The sequence below is a fragment of the Achromobacter sp. UBA4530 genome (genome assembly GCF_002388205.1).
GTDB classification, from domain to species: Bacteria; Pseudomonadota; Gammaproteobacteria; order Burkholderiales; family Burkholderiaceae_B; genus Achromobacter; species Achromobacter animicus.
The window spans coordinates 64192-80919 of sequence record NZ_DGMA01000013.1 but is presented as its reverse complement, the minus strand read 5'-3'; the positions used below and the strand labels follow the sequence as shown (position 1 = coordinate 80919).

The 16728-nt window shown below is 67.2% G+C and carries 17 protein-coding genes and 1 riboswitch; of the genes, 9 read left to right on the top strand and 8 right to left on the bottom strand.

Annotated elements, in window-relative coordinates; all coding sequences use genetic code 11:
• The first annotated feature begins 14 nt into the window (after positions 1-14).
• Positions 15-794: an SDR family oxidoreductase gene (locus tag B2W22_RS13230; protein ID WP_175136986.1), complete on the top strand. Its 780-nt coding sequence runs from the start codon at positions 15-17 to the stop codon at positions 792-794.
• A 55-nt stretch (positions 795-849) separates the two neighbouring features.
• On the opposite strand, the gene ilvB is transcribed toward B2W22_RS13230, so the two are convergent.
• The gene (ilvB, locus tag B2W22_RS13225; protein WP_286938056.1) at positions 850-2682 is read right to left on the bottom strand and encodes a biosynthetic-type acetolactate synthase large subunit; all 1833 of its coding nucleotides are present in this window, start codon (positions 2680-2682) and stop codon (positions 850-852) included.
• Between the two features lie 93 nt (positions 2683-2775).
• Between ilvB and B2W22_RS13220 the strand changes: the two genes are divergently transcribed.
• A complete protein-coding gene (locus B2W22_RS13220) occupies positions 2776-3258 on the top strand; it encodes an Lrp/AsnC family transcriptional regulator (protein WP_175125828.1) in 483 nt (160 codons plus the stop codon).
• Between the two features lie 113 nt (positions 3259-3371).
• Here the strand turns inward: B2W22_RS13220 and B2W22_RS13215 are convergent, their stop codons facing one another.
• The gene (locus tag B2W22_RS13215) at positions 3372-4292 is read right to left on the bottom strand and encodes a bestrophin family protein (protein ID WP_286938053.1); all 921 of its coding nucleotides are present in this window, start codon (positions 4290-4292) and stop codon (positions 3372-3374) included.
• 107 nt (positions 4293-4399) lie between these two features.
• Here B2W22_RS13215 and B2W22_RS13210 point away from each other — a divergent pair, with 107 nt between their 5' ends.
• From B2W22_RS13210 to B2W22_RS13200, 3 genes are all read left to right on the top strand, one after another.
• Entirely contained in the window at positions 4400-4990 is a 591-nt protein-coding gene (locus B2W22_RS13210; RefSeq protein ID WP_286938050.1) for an SET domain-containing protein, read from the top strand.
• Positions 4991-5100: 110 nt separating this feature from the next.
• Positions 5101-5251: riboswitch (FMN riboswitch) on the top strand.
• 113 nt (positions 5252-5364) lie between these two features.
• On the top strand, positions 5365-6084 hold the full coding sequence (gene ribB / locus B2W22_RS13205) for a 3,4-dihydroxy-2-butanone-4-phosphate synthase (RefSeq protein WP_056565879.1): 720 nt from the start codon (positions 5365-5367) through the stop codon (positions 6082-6084).
• Positions 6085-6340: 256 nt separating this feature from the next.
• The gene (locus tag B2W22_RS13200) at positions 6341-7090 is read left to right on the top strand and encodes a TetR/AcrR family transcriptional regulator (RefSeq protein ID WP_414631960.1); all 750 of its coding nucleotides are present in this window, start codon (positions 6341-6343) and stop codon (positions 7088-7090) included.
• Positions 7091-7112: 22 nt separating this feature from the next.
• Here B2W22_RS13200 and B2W22_RS13195 read toward each other — a convergent pair whose 3' ends face one another.
• The 6 genes from B2W22_RS13195 to B2W22_RS13170 all read right to left on the bottom strand — a co-directional run bounded on the left by B2W22_RS13195 (position 7113) and on the right by B2W22_RS13170 (position 11602).
• Positions 7113-7616, bottom strand: coding sequence for a nucleoside 2-deoxyribosyltransferase (locus B2W22_RS13195; protein ID WP_175125832.1), 504 nt, complete (start codon positions 7614-7616; stop codon positions 7113-7115).
• 5 nt (positions 7617-7621) lie between these two features.
• Positions 7622-8191, bottom strand: a complete 570-nt coding sequence (locus B2W22_RS13190; RefSeq protein ID WP_175125833.1) for a flavin reductase family protein — start codon at positions 8189-8191, stop codon at positions 7622-7624.
• The gene (locus B2W22_RS13185) at positions 8192-8650 is read right to left on the bottom strand and encodes a nuclear transport factor 2 family protein (RefSeq protein ID WP_286938047.1); all 459 of its coding nucleotides are present in this window, start codon (positions 8648-8650) and stop codon (positions 8192-8194) included.
• 63 nt (positions 8651-8713) lie between these two features.
• A complete protein-coding gene (locus B2W22_RS13180; RefSeq protein ID WP_286938044.1) occupies positions 8714-9325 on the bottom strand; it encodes an NAD(P)-dependent oxidoreductase in 612 nt (203 codons plus the stop codon).
• 261 nt (positions 9326-9586) lie between these two features.
• Positions 9587-10513, bottom strand: a complete 927-nt coding sequence (gene panE, locus B2W22_RS13175; protein ID WP_175136980.1) for a 2-dehydropantoate 2-reductase — start codon at positions 10511-10513, stop codon at positions 9587-9589.
• Positions 10514-10687: 174 nt separating this feature from the next.
• Entirely contained in the window at positions 10688-11602 is a 915-nt protein-coding gene (locus tag B2W22_RS13170) for a DedA family protein/thiosulfate sulfurtransferase GlpE (RefSeq protein ID WP_286938043.1), read from the bottom strand.
• Positions 11603-12064: 462 nt separating this feature from the next.
• Between B2W22_RS13170 and B2W22_RS13165 the strand changes: the two genes are divergently transcribed.
• From B2W22_RS13165 to B2W22_RS13150, 4 genes are read left to right on the top strand one after another with little or no spacing between them, the layout of a single operon-like run.
• Complete coding sequence (locus B2W22_RS13165) at positions 12065-13096, top strand: BMP family protein (RefSeq protein WP_175125838.1); 1032 nt, start codon at positions 12065-12067, stop codon at positions 13094-13096.
• The gene (locus tag B2W22_RS13160) at positions 13093-14622 is read left to right on the top strand and encodes an ABC transporter ATP-binding protein (protein WP_286938041.1); all 1530 of its coding nucleotides are present in this window, start codon (positions 13093-13095) and stop codon (positions 14620-14622) included. Before B2W22_RS13165 ends, B2W22_RS13160 begins: the two co-directional genes overlap by 4 nt.
• Positions 14623-14667: 45 nt before the next feature.
• A complete protein-coding gene (locus tag B2W22_RS13155; protein ID WP_286938039.1) occupies positions 14668-15741 on the top strand; it encodes an ABC transporter permease in 1074 nt (357 codons plus the stop codon).
• Between the two features lie 10 nt (positions 15742-15751).
• Complete coding sequence (locus B2W22_RS13150) at positions 15752-16702, top strand: ABC transporter permease (protein WP_056565907.1); 951 nt, start codon at positions 15752-15754, stop codon at positions 16700-16702.
• The last annotated feature ends 26 nt before the right edge of the window (positions 16703-16728 follow it).

Genomic DNA, 16728 nt, shown 5'->3' with positions numbered 1-16728 from the left:
GCGAGGCCCGATTGATGAAGACACTTCCGTATCTGCGCAATTTCGACCTGACGGGACAGGTGGCGCTGGTGACCGGCTCGGCCCGTGGGCTGGGCTTTTGCATCGCGCGGGCCCTGGCCGGCTGTGGTGCGCGCGTGCTGATCAACGGCCGCAATGTTGAAGCGGTCAACGCGGCGGTGGGTGAGCTGACCGGCGCGGGGCTGGACGCGCATCCGCTGCCGTTTGACGTGAGCAACGACGCGGCGATGGCAGAGGCGTTCGAACGCATCGACAGCGAGCACGAGCGCCTGGACATCCTGGTGAACAACGTGGGCGCGCGCAATCGCAAGACGCTGCGCGACACCAGCCCAGCCGAAATCCGCGAGCTGATCGACACCGATCTGGTGGCCGGCATGCTGCTGGCCAAGTTCGCGGCCGAACGCATGATGCGTCAGGGCGGCGGGCGGCTGATCGCGATTACCTCAGTGGTGGGAGAACTGGCGCGCGCGGGCGACGCGGTGTATCCCGCAGCCAAGCAAGGGCTGACCGGCATGGTGCGCGCGCTGGCGGCGGAGTTCGGCCCGCACCACATCACCAGCAACGCCATCGCGCCGGGGACGTTTGCCACGGAAACCAATGCGGAGATGGTCGCGGACCCTCAGTTCGGCCCGCGCGTGGCGGCACGCAATCCGACGGGGCGGTGGGGAGAGCCGGAGGAAATTGCGGGGGCCGCCGTGTTCCTGGCTTCGCCTGCGGCGTCGTATGTGAACGGCCACGTGCTGGTGGTGGACGGCGGGCTGTCGATTCAGTTTTGAAGACGGCGCGGGTGTCAGCGGCTGCAAGGCGTCTGACACCCACTCCGGCAACGTCTCAGGTCGTCTCGTCCTGATACCAGACGCCTTCGGCCAGCATCATCTTCTGGTGGCCATGCCCCGCCGGCATCATCGGGAAGCAGTTTTCCTGCGCCGTGACCGCCACGTCCAGGAAGTACGGACCGTCATGCGCCAGGCACTCAGCCAGCGCCGCATCCAGCTTGGCAGGATCATCCACCCGTGCCGCGCCCCAGCCGAACGCCCGGGCCAGCGCCACGAAATCCGGCAGTGACGCGTTGTAGCTGTGGCTGTAGCGGCCGCCGTGGATCAGTTCCTGCCATTGGCGCACCATGCCCATGTAGCCGTTGTTGCACAGCACGACCTTGACGGGCGTCTCGTGCTGCATGGCGGTGGACAGTTCCTGGATGTTCATCAGCACCGACGCGTCGCCGCTGACGCAGACCACGGTCTTGTCCGGGTGCGCGACCTGCGCGCCGATGGCGGCGGGCACGCCGTAGCCCATGGTGCCGGCGCCGCCGGACGTCAACCAGCGGTTTGGCCGGTCAAAGCGCAGGTATTGCGCCGCCCACATCTGATGCTGGCCCACGTCCGTGGAGACGATGGCATCACGGTCGGCCAGCGCGGCGTTCAGGCGCGACATCAGGTGCTGGGGCAGGATGGCGTCGGGCGCGGGCGTGAAGCCCAGGCAGTCCTGCGCGCGCCAGGCGTCGATGCGCTTGAACCAGGGCGCCAGGCGCGCGGGCTCGAGCGGCGTGTCGCCCAGCTCGGCGCGCAGCGCGCGCACCAGCGGCAGGCAATCGCCGACCAGCGCCACGTCCACACGGACCACCTTGTTGATCGAGGCGGGGTCGATGTCGATATGGATCTTGCGGGCGTGCGGGCAGAATTCCGACAGCTTGCCGGTGATGCGGTCGTCGAAGCGCGCGCCGATGCAGACGACGAGATCCGAATTGTGCATGGCCAGATTGGCCTCGACCGTGCCGTGCATGCCCAGCATGCCCACGAATTGCGGGTCGGACGCGGGGAAGGCGCCCAGGCCCATCAGCGTCAGCGTGCAGGGCGCGCCGGTGTGGCGCACCAGATCCGTGAACGCCTCGCAGGCCTCGGGGCCGGCATTCACCAGGCCGCCGCCGCCGTAGAAGATGGGCCGCTTGGCTTGCGCGATCAGCGCTGCGGCGCGACGCACGGCCGACTGCGGCAGCTTGGCCGCCAGCTTGCCGGACTGGCGGCGCGCGCGCAGCGCGGCCAGCTTGTGCTGCGACGGCGCGTCCAGGCCATCGCTGTCGCGCGGGACGGCAAGCTGCACGTCCTTGGGAAAATCCACCAGCACCGGGCCGGGGCGGCCTTGGCGCGTCAGTTCAAAAGCACGGGCCGTCACGCTGGCCACGTCGTCCACGGCGCGGATCTGGGTGTTCCACTTGGTGACGGAACGCGAGATGCCGATGGCGTCGCATTCCTGGAAGGCGTCGGTGCCGATGGCCGCCGTGGCCACCTGGCCGCTGATGCACAGCACCGGGATCGAATCGCACATGGCGTCCAGCAGGCCGGACGTCGTGTTCGCCATGCCGGGGCCGGACGTCACGAACACCACGCCCGTGCGGCCGGTGGTGCGGGCATAGCCCTCGGCAGCATGGACGGCGGCCTGCTCGTGGCGCACCAGCACGTGGCGCAGCCGCGGCTCGGCGTACAGGGCGTCGTACAGGGGCAGGACCGCCCCGCCCGGATACCCGAAGACCGTGTCGACACCGTGCGCAATCAGCGTGTCGAGCAGAATTTTCGCCCCGTTTTCAGGGGCGGCTTCGGTGGCAGTTTCGGTGGCGGCAAGCGCCGCGGCGGCGGTGGGGTGCAGGCGATCGTTCATGCTATCCATCTTATTGGTAGATCCGAAGAATTTTTATCTTCTTTTCCACGGATAACAGGCGAACGGAGTAAATTCATCTCTGATTTGGAGGAATCAAAGAAAATGAACCTCGACAAGTTCGACTTGGCCATTTTGAAGGTGCTGCAGGACAACGCGCGCGCCAGCCTGAACGACATCGGCGCGGCGGTCGGATTGTCGTCCACGCCGTGCTGGAACCGCATCAAGCGCATGGAAAGCGCCGGGGTGATTCGCGGTTACACGGTGGACATCGATCCGGCCAGCCTGGGCTTCATGGACACGGTCATCGTCCACGTGACGCTGGAAAGCCACAGCGAAGAGACGCTGTACGAATTCGGGCGCGCGCTGGCCCAGATACCGGAGGTGCTGGAGGCGTTTCTGGTGTCGGGCGACTACGACTATTACATCCGCATCGCCGTGCGCGACACGCGGGACTACGAGCGCCTGCTGCGCGAACAGCTCTACCGCATCCCCGGGATCCGGCACAGCAAGTCCTGCTTCGTGCTGCGCCGGTTGAAGGAAACCAAGCTGCCGCTGACGGGGCCGGGGGCCGGGCCGGCGTCATAGGGCAGCGCCATTGGCATAGGGCAGCGCCATTGGCACAGGGCAGCGCCAGTCGCGTAGGGGCGGCGCCAGTCGCGATGGGCGGCCCCATCGCCACGGCCGGCATTCCAACGTCCTCAGCGCAGCACGTAGTCCACGGGCACCGCCGGCTCCGGCAGCGGCCGCACACCCAGCCCTTCGAGCAGATCGATCTCGATCACACGGGCCAGCGCCGACAGCGGCAGGTCGTTTTCGTCCGCGCCGAAGGGATCTTCCAGCTCGTCGCCCAACGCGTCCAGGCCGAAGAATGTGTAGGCGACGATGGTCACCGCAAGCGGCGTCAGGAACTCCAGCGTGCCCACCAGACCGAAAGGCAGCAGCAGGCAGAACAGCCATGCGGTGCGATGCAACAGCAGCGAGTAGGCGAACGGACAGGGCGTGAACTTGATGCGTTCGCAGGCCGCCTGGATCGCGGCGCACTGCGCGACGCGCTGGGTCAGCCCCTGATACAGGATGTCGGTCAGTTCCCCGCGCCGCAGGCAGGCCGCGAGATCCCGGTTGATGGACATGAGCAGCGCATCGGGCACGTTGCGGCAGCCAGCCAGGGAATCCAGCTCGTCCTGCTGCACCCACGGACGCACGGCCTCGACCATGTCCTGTCCGCGCAGCCGCGCCGCCAGCCCATACCCGAAACCGATGCAGCGCCGCACCAGCCGTTCCTGCACCGGATTGGCGGTGCTGGCCGCCAGCAGCACGGCGCTTTCGCGCGCCAGGCTGCGCGCCTGCACGACGAGGTCGCCCCATTGCTTGCGGGCTTCCCACCAGCGGTCATAACAGACGTTGTTGCGAAAGCCCATGAAGACGGACAGGGCCAGACCGAAGAGCGAGAAGGGCACCGCGGTCAGGTGCGCGGGCGAGAAGAACTGGCGGTGGTACATCCACACCACCACGCAGGAGAGCACCGTGATGACGATGATCCTGCTGAGGATGCGCGGAATGATGGAACCGCGCAGTACAAAGAACAAAGCCAGCGCGGAGGGCCGCGGACGGACGATCATGATGAATATCAAGCAAGGGACAAGGCGGCGCCAACTATACGCCTGTCATCGCGCAATAAAGCCGCCGATATAATTCTGTTTCGTCTCACCGCCACCCTCGAGCCTCAATGACCACCGAAGACACTCCGATCAAGCCCTGGTATGCCGTCCGCCGCTCCAAGCTGCACGGCAACGGCGTCTTCGCCGCCCGCAAGATCCCTGCGGGCACGCGCATCATCGAGTACGGCGGCGCGCGCATCAGCGCCAAGGAAGCCGACCGCCGCCATCCCACGAATCCGGACGATCCCTTCCACACGTTCTTCTTTGCGCTCAGCTCCGGCCGCGTGATCGACGGTGGCGACGAAGGCAATGATGCGCGCTGGATCAACCATTCCTGCCAGCCCAACTGCGAGGCGCAGGAAGGCAAGCACGGCAAGCGCGTCTACATCGTGGCGCTGCAGGACATTCCGCGCGGCACGGAACTGTCTTACGACTACGGTCTGGTCCTTGACGGCCGCATCACGAAGGCGCTGAAGGAAGGCTACAAGTGCCTCTGCGGCACGCCGCCTTGCCGCGGCACGATGCTGGCGCTGCCCAAGAAAAAGGCGAAGAAGGCCGATGCGGACAAGGCCACTAAGACCGATGCCGGCAAGTCCAAGAAAGCCAACGCTGCCAAGACCGCGAAAACTGAAACATCCGAGGCCGCCAAGGCCGCCTGACGGAAAAAGGGGCCCATTGCCCCATTTCCCAAGACCCCAACCGCAATAAGCATATTCAGCCCCGCGCTGCGGACAGGCGTACAATCGACCGGTCGTTAACACGACATGCAGTACGTCTTCAGGGCGGGGTGCAATTCCCCACCGGCGGTATGCCATGCAATGTGGCGAGCCCGCGAGCGCCCGGCCATGCTTTGGCCGGGGTCAGCAGACCTGGTGAGATGCCAGGGCCGACGGTCATAGTCCGGATGAGAGAAGATGTGCCGGCACATACTCGGCTGCGCCGGGCGCGTTTGCGCCTTGCCTGGCCGTATTGCGTTCGGCTGTCGATTAGCCCTGAAACGTTTTTCGCCCCATCCTTTTGCGAGAGCGTTTCAATGTCCAACGTTGCCTTCACCCAGCAGTCCCCCATCCCCAGCCTGGCTTCGCAGCCCTTCGCCGTGCGCCTGTCGCGTGCGCTGCATCACCTGCGCCTGGGCCGTCCCGTCATCCTCATGGACGACTTTGACCGCGAGAACGAAGCGGACCTGATCGTCGCGGCCGACAAGCTGACCGTGCCCGTCATGGCGCAACTCATCCGCGACGGCAGCGGCATCGTCTGCCTGTGCCTGCCCGGCGACACGCTGGATCGCCTGGAGTTGCCGCCGATGGTCCAGCGCAACCAGAGCCGCTTTGCCACAGCCTTCACCGTGTCGATCGAGGCGCGCGAAGGCGTGAGCACTGGCGTGTCCGCCGTCGACCGCGTCACCACCATCCGCGCCGCCATCTCGCCGTCGGCGCAGCCAGACGACATCGTCAGCCCCGGCCACGTGTTTCCGCTGCGCGCCCAACCGGGCGGCGTGCTGACGCGCCGCGGCCACACCGAAGGGTCGGTGGACCTGGCCGTGCTGGCCGGCATGCGCCCGGCGGGCGTGCTGTGCGAACTGATGAATGCCGACGGCACGATGATGCGCGGCGCGGCGCTGGATCGCTACGCCGCCGAGCACGGGCTGGTGGCGCTGACGATCGCTGAACTGGCCGACCATCTGCAAAAGCTCAAGGACGGCCAAGCCGAAGCGATCGACGACGAAGTGCTGGAGATGGCGGCGACGGTCTGAACGCACTCGTAGAACGCACCCGCGGCTGCGCTGGCCGCGGGCGGCGTCGACAGGGTGAGTTGTTGAACGAGCATTTGAACGAGTGCGCGCGCCCCGATCGCGGGCATGAGCGGATGGCATAATTCGCGCGAAGCGATGCAGGTCCATGGCCGCCTGGCGGCCGCGGCGCCCGACCACGATTGGCCGGCCTGTCATCGCGTGCCGCCAATTCAATGAGCCATTGCTCACGTTTGATTCTCGCCCCTTTGCCTCACTCATGACCGCCATCCCCCAGCCCCGGAAATCACCGCGCCAACTCAGATCGCAGCAAACCGTCGACACCATTCTCCAGGCCACGGCTCAGGTTCTGGCCTCACACGGGTATGCCGGCACCAATACGAATCTGATCGCGGAAACGGCGGGCGTGAGCGTGGGCTCGCTCTACCAATACTTTCCGAACAAGAACGCGCTGATCGCCGCGCTGCATGACCGGCACGACAACCAGATGCTGGACGTGATCGACGACGTGCTGAACGGCAACCCGGCAGCCACGCTGCGCGAGCGCGTGGGCGCGATCGTGCAGGCGATGCTGCACGCGCATCTGCTGGAGCCCGCGCTGCACCGCGTACTGGAAAGGGAGTTTCCGCTGTTCGACCAGCCGCACGAGCACAGCCGCGCGGACCAGGACATCCACCGCCGCATGCGGCATCTGCTGGAGTTGCACCGCGCAGAAGTCGCGCAGCAAGACCGGGATCTGGCGACCTACGTGGTGTTGCGGATCATGGAGTCGCTGGTGCACGCGGCCGCGCTCGAGCCGCCCGCGGGCTTCACGCCCAAGCAGTTGGAAGGCGCGGTGGTCGATGCGGTCATGGGATACCTGGGCGCGTCTGGAAACGCCGCGCCGAGCAAGATGAGCAAGGCAGTCAAAGCTGCCCCGAAGGCGGCCAGGACGGTCAGCGCAGACAAGCCGGCCAAAGCCATCAAGACAGCCAGCGCCGCCAAAAAGGCGAAGCCGGCGCGCGCCTAGCCGCCGGACTCAGGCGCCGGACTCAAGCGCCGCGCGCCATTCTGGCCAGGCAGTCCGCCGGGCCGCCCGTCACAATGCGCGCGCTGCACGCCAACATCAGGTTCAGATTCAGCCCGAAGTCCTCGACGGTATGGCCTTGCGCGTCGACCATGCGCGAGGCGCCGTCGTCCGCCGCCGCCCCCACCGCCACCTGATCGATCAGCGTGCCGGCCTGGTTTGTGTAGCCCCACACGGGCTTGCCGCAGGCGATCGCGTAGCCCACTTCAAAAGCCGTGCCCGAATCGGGCTCGGCGCCGCGAAACGGATTCAGGTTTGCCATCACCATGTCGGCGCGACGGATCAGCGCGACGTTCGCGCGGTAGATCCATTCTGCAAGCGCCTGCCCGGCAAGTTCCGGCGGCGCGGCGTTGTCCAGCGGGAACAGGCCCTCGAAACCGTAGGTGGCGCACAGGGTCTTGAGCCGTTCGCCGTGTGCCACGGCATCGGGCAGAAAGACATCGAAACCCGCCAGGTACACACTGCGCATGGCCCTTACTCCGGATCGGCGACGTTGAAGGCTTCGCCGGTGGCGAAGAAGGAACCGCCGGCCAGGTAATGCACCGACCGGCGCTCGTCGTCCGGAAAGTGCCAGCGGTTGCCGGAAAACACGTCCGGCGCCGCCCACGCGGCCACGACCTCGCCGATGAAGAGATCGTAGGCCTGCTGGTTGTGCGGTTCGGAAATGACCTTGCATTCCAGCCAGCCCAGGCAACCCTCGATGAGCGGTGCGCCGATCTTGCTGGCGGGAAACGTCGTCAGGCCGCTGGCCTGGAACTTGTCGTCGTCGCGCCCGGACTGCGAGCCCACGACCATCGTGGCGCGCGCTTGCGCCCGCGACGGAATGCACAGCGCGAACTCGCCCGACGCTTCGATGAGTTCGCGCGTCCAGGTGTTCTTGTCGACCACGACCAGCATCTTGGGCGGGCTGAAGTCCAGCGGCATGGCCCACGCCGCGGCCATCACGTTGCGGGCATCGCCGTGCGCGCTGGTGACCAGCACGGTCGGGCCGTGGTTCAGAAGGAGATAGGCGCGGGGCAGGTCAACGGGTTCGATCATGGACACCTAGAACATGCCGTTCTTGTTGGCGGGATTCTCGGGGATTTCCTGGCTGACGTCCCAGTGTTCGACGATCTTGCCGTCCTGGACGCGGAAGATGTCGACCACGGCCTGGCCGCGGTCTTCCGGCGAATCGCGCCACAGGTTGTGGATCATGACGAGGTCGCCCTCGGCGATGACGCGCTTGATCTCGACGATGGCCTGCGGATGCTGCTCGAAGTAGCGCGGGAAAAAGTCGACCATCGGCCCGACGCCGTCCTGCATGTACGGATTGTGCTGGGTGTAGTTCGGGCCGACATACAGGCGCACCGCCTCGTCGACATCGCGGTCCTGGAACATCATGCGGAAGAACGCAACGGCGATTTCCTTGTTCGATTGCGCCGCGGCCGCAAGCGCCGGCGCAGCCGCCACACAACTGGAGGCAACCAGCAGACAGACGGCCAAGGATTTCCACTTCATACGCATACAGGACTACTCAGATGACGCCGGCTGGCGGCCTGCCAGTTTACAAACAATTGCGGCCGAGGATCAGTATCCGACGGTATAACGGCGGCGCGAATGCCGGGGCGTTTCGACCTCGTCTGCCAGGGCGATCGCGTAGTCTTCCATCGAAATCCAGCTCTTGCCGTCGTCGTCAGCCAACAGGTGGTCGTCGCCCACGCGGAACGTGCCGGTGCGCTCGCCGGGTTCGAACATGGCCGAAGGCGACAGGAAGGTCCAGTTCAGCACCTTTTCCTGACGCAGGGTGTCCAGGAACACGACGCCTGCTCGGGCCTCGGGCTTGTAGGCATCGGGGAATTCGGGGGTGTCGATCAGCATCTTGCCGGGTGCGACCAGCAGGCTGCCGGCGCCGCCCACCACCAGCAGACGCGGCACGCCGGCGTTCTTGACGGCGGCCAGCAGCGGCTTGGCGTCGGCGGACACGAAGCGCGTGGCGCTGATGACGGCGTCGTGGCCGGCCAGGATGGGGGTCAAACCTTCGGGATCGGTGGCGTCGCCCTGGCGGACGGTCAGGCCCGGCTGCTCGTTCACTTCGCCTTGGGTGCGGGCGATGCCCGTCACTTGATGGCCGCGCTTGAGCAATTCGTCTGCCACGCGCGAACCCACGCGCCCGGTAATGCCGATCAATGCGATTTTCATGGTCTTGCTCCTGGAAGGAATGGGCCGGGAACAGGCGCCGCACGATTGCGGCGGAACAGGCTCCGGCTCAAGGCAAAGCCATACTATTCGGTCAAATCCGAACGAAAAACCCGTCAAACAGGAAGAGTTCTTTGCAATCCATGCACTAATGCGGTGGATGGCGGCGGGCGGCTGGGGTTTGACCGGGCGTGCACGCAGCAGCGGCACGCCCGATCAGTGTGCGCCCGGCGGCCCCGCTTGAACAGGGGCCGCCCCCCGCGATCAGCGGGCGGCGCGTTGCGCCTGGTAGACCTGCAGATGCGAATAGGCCACGCGCAGGTAAGTCGCGTCCACGCCCAGCGTGCGGGCACGGCGGACCATGTCGCCAACGATGTGGTCGGCCTCGACGGGTAGGCCCTGGCGCAGGTCGCGGAACATGGAGGCGGTCATGGGCTGGGTGCGGTCCGACAGCAGCTTGCGCACGGCGGCGTCCGCCTCGGGCCGCACGGTGTGGCCGGAGGCTGCAGCCACCGCCTGCGATTCCTGCAGCAGACCGAGCAGGATGTCGACGCCGTCGTCGGTGGACGCGATCTCGCCGACCGAGCCGCGCATCAGGCAGGTGGCTGCGGCCAGCGTCGTCAGCATGACGTACTTTTCCCAGATGTCCTGGTAGATGTTTTCGCTGAGGCGGCTGACGTATTCGCCGCCCGCCAGCGCCTGCTCCAGCGCCACGCAGCGCTCGCTGCGGGCGGGGCCGGCGCGTTCGCCGAACACCAGGTTGGCATGCTTGCCCAGGTGGACGACTTCGCCTTCCGGGCCGAGCGTGGCGTTGATCTGGCACAGGCCGCCCAGCACGCGATGCGGCTCGAACTCGCGGTCCAGCACGTCGTACTGGAGCACGCCGTTCATGATGGGCAGCACCGCGGTGTCCGGTCCCACGGCGGGGCGGATGGCCTCGATGGCGCTGTCCAGGTCATAGGCCTTGCAGGACAGCACGACGACGTCATAGCTCTCTTGCAACGTCTGCTGCGTGACCAGCTTGGGGTGCAGCGTGGCGTCACCCAGCGGGCTCTGGATGCGCAGCCCGTGTTCGCGGATGCGCGCGGCACGCGGCTCGCGCACCAGGAACGTCACGTCCGCGCCGGCTTGCGCCGCCCGTCCGCCAAAGTATCCGCCGGTGCCGCCGGCGCCCAAGAACAACAACCGCATGCCTGTCTCCTGTTGGCTGCCCGCGTCAGGCGCGGGCCGATGCGGGCATTATGCGCCCGGGCCACGGCGCCGCGCACCCGCTGCGGCCAAAGGATCATGCGCTGGACGCTTCAGGCTTGCGGCTCCACGCGTCGGACCTGCCCAAGACGCACCAGGCTTGCTGTCCTGGACGCCTCACGCCTGCTGTTCGCGTTCCAGCCAGGCTTCGTAGCCGCCGCGCAGCGCCCAGATCTTGCGGTAGCCGGCCGCGCGCAGCCGCGAGGCGAGCAGGGCAGCCGACACCTCATTCGGGCACGCGCAATAGACCACGATGTCGGAATCGATCGCGCCGGGATCCAGCGCGGGCAACGGCTGCTTCAGGTCCACGGCCACGGCGCCCGGAATGCGCGCGGCATCGCGCTGCGCCTCGGGCCGCACGTCGAAGACCAGCGCCTCGCGGCCGTCCTGGCGCCATTGCATCAATTCATCGACCGACAGCCGCGGAATGACGCGCAGGCTGCGCAGCAGGATCTTGCGCCGCAGAAAGCGCGCCACGATATAGAGCGCCAGCACGGCCGCCAGCACCGCCAGCCCCATCGGGCCGTAGGTGCCCAGGATGTCCAGCACGTCGTTGATGACGCTGTGGAAGAGGCCGCCGAGCAGCAGCGCCGAGCCCACCCAGATCAGCGCGCCAGCCAGGTCATAGAGGAAGAAGCGGCGGTAAGGCGTGTTGGTCAGCCCGGCCATGACGGTGGACAGCGCGCCCGCGCCCGGCAGGAACTTGCACACCAGCAGCGCGCGCTCGCCGATGCGCAGGTACAGCCGCTGCGTCTGGCGGATGCACGAGTCCTGCGACAACGACAGCTTGCAGACCACGCCCAGCAGACGCGACCCGTAGCGCCTTCCCGCCCAGTACCACAGGCTGTCGGCGATGAGACACGCGGCCGTGGCGGCCAGCAGCGGCACGAGCCAGCCGGCAGCGCCGGCCAGCGCGCCGGCGGCGATCATCATGGGGTAGGCGGGCACCGGCAGACCGGCTTGCTCGATGAGGACGTTGGCGAACACGAGCCACCCGCCGTACTGTTCGAGCAGCAATTGAATATCTTGCATTGGGGTTTCCAGCTTGCCGCGCGCGGCGCGGGCGCGGCTCATGCGCGCAATTTTAGGCGCGCGGCCTCGCGCTTGGGGCATAGACCCTGCCGTCCGCGCGGCAACACTGCGTTCCATTGCAGTGCGTTGCACGACCCCCCGGTGTCCATCCATCGGGACACCACGCACCAAACTGGTGCCACGCTTCCCCGCGAGGGTGCCTATAATCCTGCCCGGCCATCAGGTTTCCCCGCCTCGTCGCGGGAACGCCCCGTGGCATACATATTGCTTCGCCAGGACAGGCTGAGAACTCGACCATTTGGCCGGGTGCGCCGCCTGGCGCTCCCATCCGATGACCGATCCCACGCCCCCGTTCACGCACGATCTGCCCGGCACGACTGCCGGCGGCAGCGGCCTCCGTGCGGCGGGCGGCATCCCCCCATCCCTCCATTTCCTGTCCTTCCCCGCGTAGGAGTCACCTGCATGAAATCCCTTTCCCTTTCGTCCGCCGGCGGCATCGCCCGCCGCGGCCTGCTCAAGCTGGCCGCAGCGGCTGCTGGCGCGCTGCTGTTCTCGGGCGCGGCCCTGGCGCAGGCGCCCGCCAAGATCAAGGTCGCCGCCGTCTACACGGTGCCGGTCGAACAGCAATGGGTGTCGCGCATCCACATCGCGCTGTCCGCCGCGCGCGACCGCGGCGAGATCGACTACACGTTCTCGGAAAACGTCACCAACGCCGACTACGAGCGCGTGCTGCGCCAGTACGCCGAGCAGGGCAACAAGCTGATCGTGGGCGAAGCCTTCGCGGTTGAAGCCGCGGCCCGCAAGGTCGCCAAGGACTATCCGCAGACCGCCTTCCTGATGGGTTCGTCGGGCAAGCCGCAGCAGCCCAACTTCTCGGTGTTCGACAACTACATCCAGGAACCGGCCTACCTGACCGGCATGATCGCCGGCGGCATGAGCAAGACCGGCAAGATCGGCCTGGTGGGCGGCTACCCCATCCCCGAAGTGAACCGCCTGATGAACGCGTTCATGGAAGGCGTCAAGGAAGTGAACCCGAAGGCCGAATTCACGGTGACCTTCATCGGCTCGTGGTTCGATCCCCCGAAGGCCAAGGAAGCCGCCTTCGCCATGATCGACAAGGGCGCGGACGTGCTGTACGCCGAGCGCTTTGGCGTGTCGGACGCCGCCAAGGAACGCGGCAAACTGGCCATCGGCAACGTGATCGACACGCAGCCGCAGTACCCGGAGACGGTGGTGGCCTCGGCGCTGTGGAGCATGATCCCGACCATCGAAGAAGCCCTCAAGCAGGTGAAGGCTGGCGCGTTCAAGGCCGATGACTTCGGCCAGTACTCGCTGATGAAGCACAAGGGCTCGTCGCTCGCGCCGCTGGGCACGTTCGAACAGAAGATCCCCGCCGACCTGATCGCCAAGGTCCAGGCCAAGGAAAAAGCCATCCTGGACGGCAGCTTCACCGTGAAGGTCAACGACAAAGAACCCAAGTCCTCGGCACGATGAACCAAGCGCCTCTCGCCCTGCAACTGACGGGGATCACCAAACGCTTCGGCAGCCTCACGGCCAACGACGATGTCTCGCTTACGCTCCGCCAGGGCGAAGTGTTGGCCTTGCTGGGCGAGAACGGCGCCGGCAAATCGACCCTGGTGTCGATCCTGTTCGGCCACTATGTGGCCGATGCCGGCAGTATCGAAGTCTTCGGCAAACCTTTGCCCGCCGGCCGGCCCGATGCCGCGCTGGCGGCGGGCGTCGGCATGGTGCATCAGCACTTCACGCTGGCCGACAACCTCACCGTGCTGGACAACATCATGGTGGGCACCGAATCGCTCTGGAAGCTGGCCTCGGGCCGCGGCCAGGCGCGCAAGCGCCTCGTGGAACTCGGCCAGCGCTTCGGCCTGGGCGTGGACCCGGACGCGCGCGTCGGCACGCTGTCGGTCGGTGAAAAGCAGCGCGTCGAGATCCTGAAGGCGCTGTACCGCGGCGCCCGCGTGCTGATTCTGGACGAACCGACCGCGGTCCTCACGCCGCAGGAAGTGCAGGATCTGTTCGCGACGCTGCGCGGCTTCGTCGACGAAGGCCTGGCGGTCATCTTCATTTCGCACAAGCTGGACGAAGTAATGGCCGTGTCGCGCCGGGTGGCGGTGCTGCGGCAGGGCAAGCTGGTCGCGGAACGCGACACCGCGGGCACCAACCCCGCGGAGCTGGCCGAACTGATGGTGGGCCGCAAGGTGGTCATGCCGCGCGCCGAGGCCGCGACTGCCGCCGAGCAGGCTGCGCCCGTGGTGACGCTGTCGCAGGTCACCGTGCGCGACAGCCGCGACGGCGCGCCGCGCCTGGACAGCCTGGACCTCGTGGTCCACACGCATGAAATCGTGGCCATCGCCGGTGTGGCCGGCAACGGCCAGCAGGCGCTGGTGTCGGTGCTGACCGGCCTGCGCCAACCGTCGGACGGCACGATCCGGCTGGGTCCGGAACACGCCGCCGCGCCCACGACACCCGCCGGCTGGACGGCCGCGCGCGTGGGCCGCATTCCGGAAGACCGCCACGGCGAAGGCATGATCGGCGACAGCCCCTTGTGGGAAAACGCCATCGTCGAAGATCTGAAGGACAAGCGCTTTGCGCGCCACGGCCTGATCCGCGCCCGCGCGGGCAAGGCCTACGCGGCCTCGCTGGCCAAGCAGTTCGACGTGCGTGCCGCCTCGCTGGACGTGCGCACGCGCAGCCTGTCGGGCGGCAACATGCAGAAACTGATCCTGGGCCGCACGCTGGCGCGCGAGCCGCGCTTCATCGTGGCCGACCAGCCGACGTGGGGCCTGGACATCGGCGCCGTGGCCTACGTGCGCGAGCAGCTGCTGGCCGCCCGCACGCGCGGCGCCGGCGTGCTGCTGGTGTCCGAAGACCTGGAAGAGATCTTCGCGCTGGCCGACCGCATCGCCGTGCTGTGCGGCGGCAAGCTGGTCGCGATCAAGCCGGTGGCCGAGTGGACACCCGCCACCGTCGGCCTGGCCATGACGGGAACCCGGGCATGACGGTCAGCACCGTCACGCCTGGCTTTCTTCACTATTGAGCATCACATGAAACTGATCCTGGAACGCCGCCCCGAGCCCAGCCGCCTTGCGCTGGCGCTGGCGCCGATTGCGGCCATCCTCTTCACGCTGGCGGTCTGCACGCTGTTGGTAGCCTGGGCCGGCGCCCCCGTCGGCCGCACCTATGCGCTGCTGTTAGAAGGCGCGTTCGGCACACGCTTCGCGCTGTCCGAAACCCTGACCCGCGCCACGCCGCTGATGCTGACCGGCCTGGCCTGTGCCGTGGCGTTCCGCGCGCGCTTCTACAACATCGGCGCCGAAGGGCAGCTCTATCTGGGCGCGCTGGCGGCGGTGGCCGTCGGCGGCCTGCATGACGGCACGGGCTTTGACCTGCCGGTGCCGGTGCTGTTCGGCGGCATGATGCTGGCGGCCGCGCTGGCCGGCGCCTTGCTGCTGCTGATTCCGGCCATCATGAAAACCCGCCTTGGTGTCGACGAGGTCGTGACCACGCTGCTCGGCAACTTCATCGTGCTGCTGTTCGTGTCAATGATGCTGGACGGTCCGATGAAGGACCCGATGGCGATGGGCTGGCCGCAGTCGGTGGCGCTGAATGGCGACCTGGAACTGGGCAAGCTTATTGAGCGCACGCGCGCGCACACGGGCCTCTTGTGGGCCGCGGGCCTGGCGCTGGGGCTGTGGCTGCTGAACCGCTACACCGTCTTCGGCTTTCAGATGCGCGCGGTGGGCGCCAACGCCCACGCCTCGCGCTTTCTGGGCCTGCCGGTGAACCGCGTGATGCTCGGCACCGCCATGCTGTCCGGCGCGCTGGCGGGTCTGGCCGGCGCCATTGAAGTGGCGGGCCGCACCAGCTACGTCACACTGGATATGTCGCCGGGCTACGGCTACACGGGTGTCGTCGTCGCCATGCTGGCGGGCCTGCATCCGCTGGGCGTGATCCTGGCCAGCATCTTCGTGGCGGGCATGCTGGTGGGCGCCGACAGCATGAGCCGCGCCATCGCCGTGCCCAACTACATCGCCGACGTCATCGTCGCCACCTCGTTGCTCGCCATGCTGGTCGCGACGCTATTCGCGCAGTACCGCCTGCGCCGCAACCAGGCTTGAGGAGCACGCCATGGAATGGATGGATCTGATGAGTTCCTCGGCCTTCTGGGTGGCCGTGCTGCGCCTGGCCACGCCGCTGATACTGGGCACGCTGGGCGTGCTGCTGTGCGAGCGCGCCGGGGTGCTGAACCTGGGCATCGAAGGCATCATGGTGGCCGGCGCCTTCACCGGCTGGCTGGTCGTCTACCTGGGCGCGCCGCTGTACGTGGGCGTGCTGGCGGCCGCGCTGGCCGGCGCCGTGTTCGGCCTGCTGCACGCCGTGCTGACGGTACCGCTGGGCCTGTCGCAGCACGTGTCGGGCCTCGGCGTGACGCTGCTAGCCACCAGCGTCAGTTATTTCGCGTACCGGGTCACTTTCCCCAGCGTGTCCACGCCGCCAACGATCACGCCGTTTGCCGAAATGAAGTTCCTGGACGGCATTCCGCTGATCGGCCCCGTGCTGGCCGGGCAGACGCCGATGACGCTGATCGCGCTGGCCGCGGTGCCGATTCTTGCGTGGGTGCTGAACCGCACGCCCGTGGGACTGGCCGTGCGCATGGTGGGCGAGAACCCCGCCGCCGCCGAAGGCCAGGGTCTGTCCGTGACGCGCCTGCGTATCGGCGCTATCGTGGCCGGATCGGCGCTGATGGGCGTGGCCGGCAGCTTCCTGACGCTGGCCGCGTTCAATGCGTTCTTCTTCAACATGGTCAACGGCCGCGGCTGGGTCTGCGTGGCGCTGGTGGTGTTTGCGTCGTGGCGGCCGGGCAAGGCGCTGCTGGGCGCGCTGATCTTCGCCTTCTTCGATGCGCTGCAGTTGCGTCTGCAGCAGGGCGGCGCGGCGCTGCCGGGCCTGCCCGAACTGCCGTATCAGGTGTACCTGATGCTGCCTTATATCCTGTCCATCCTGGCCCTGGTGTTCATGGCGCGCCGCGCCGCCTACCCGCAGGCCTTGATGAAGCCCTACCGGAAGGGTGAAAGGTGATTCCCCCCGAGGCGCTGCGCGACAGG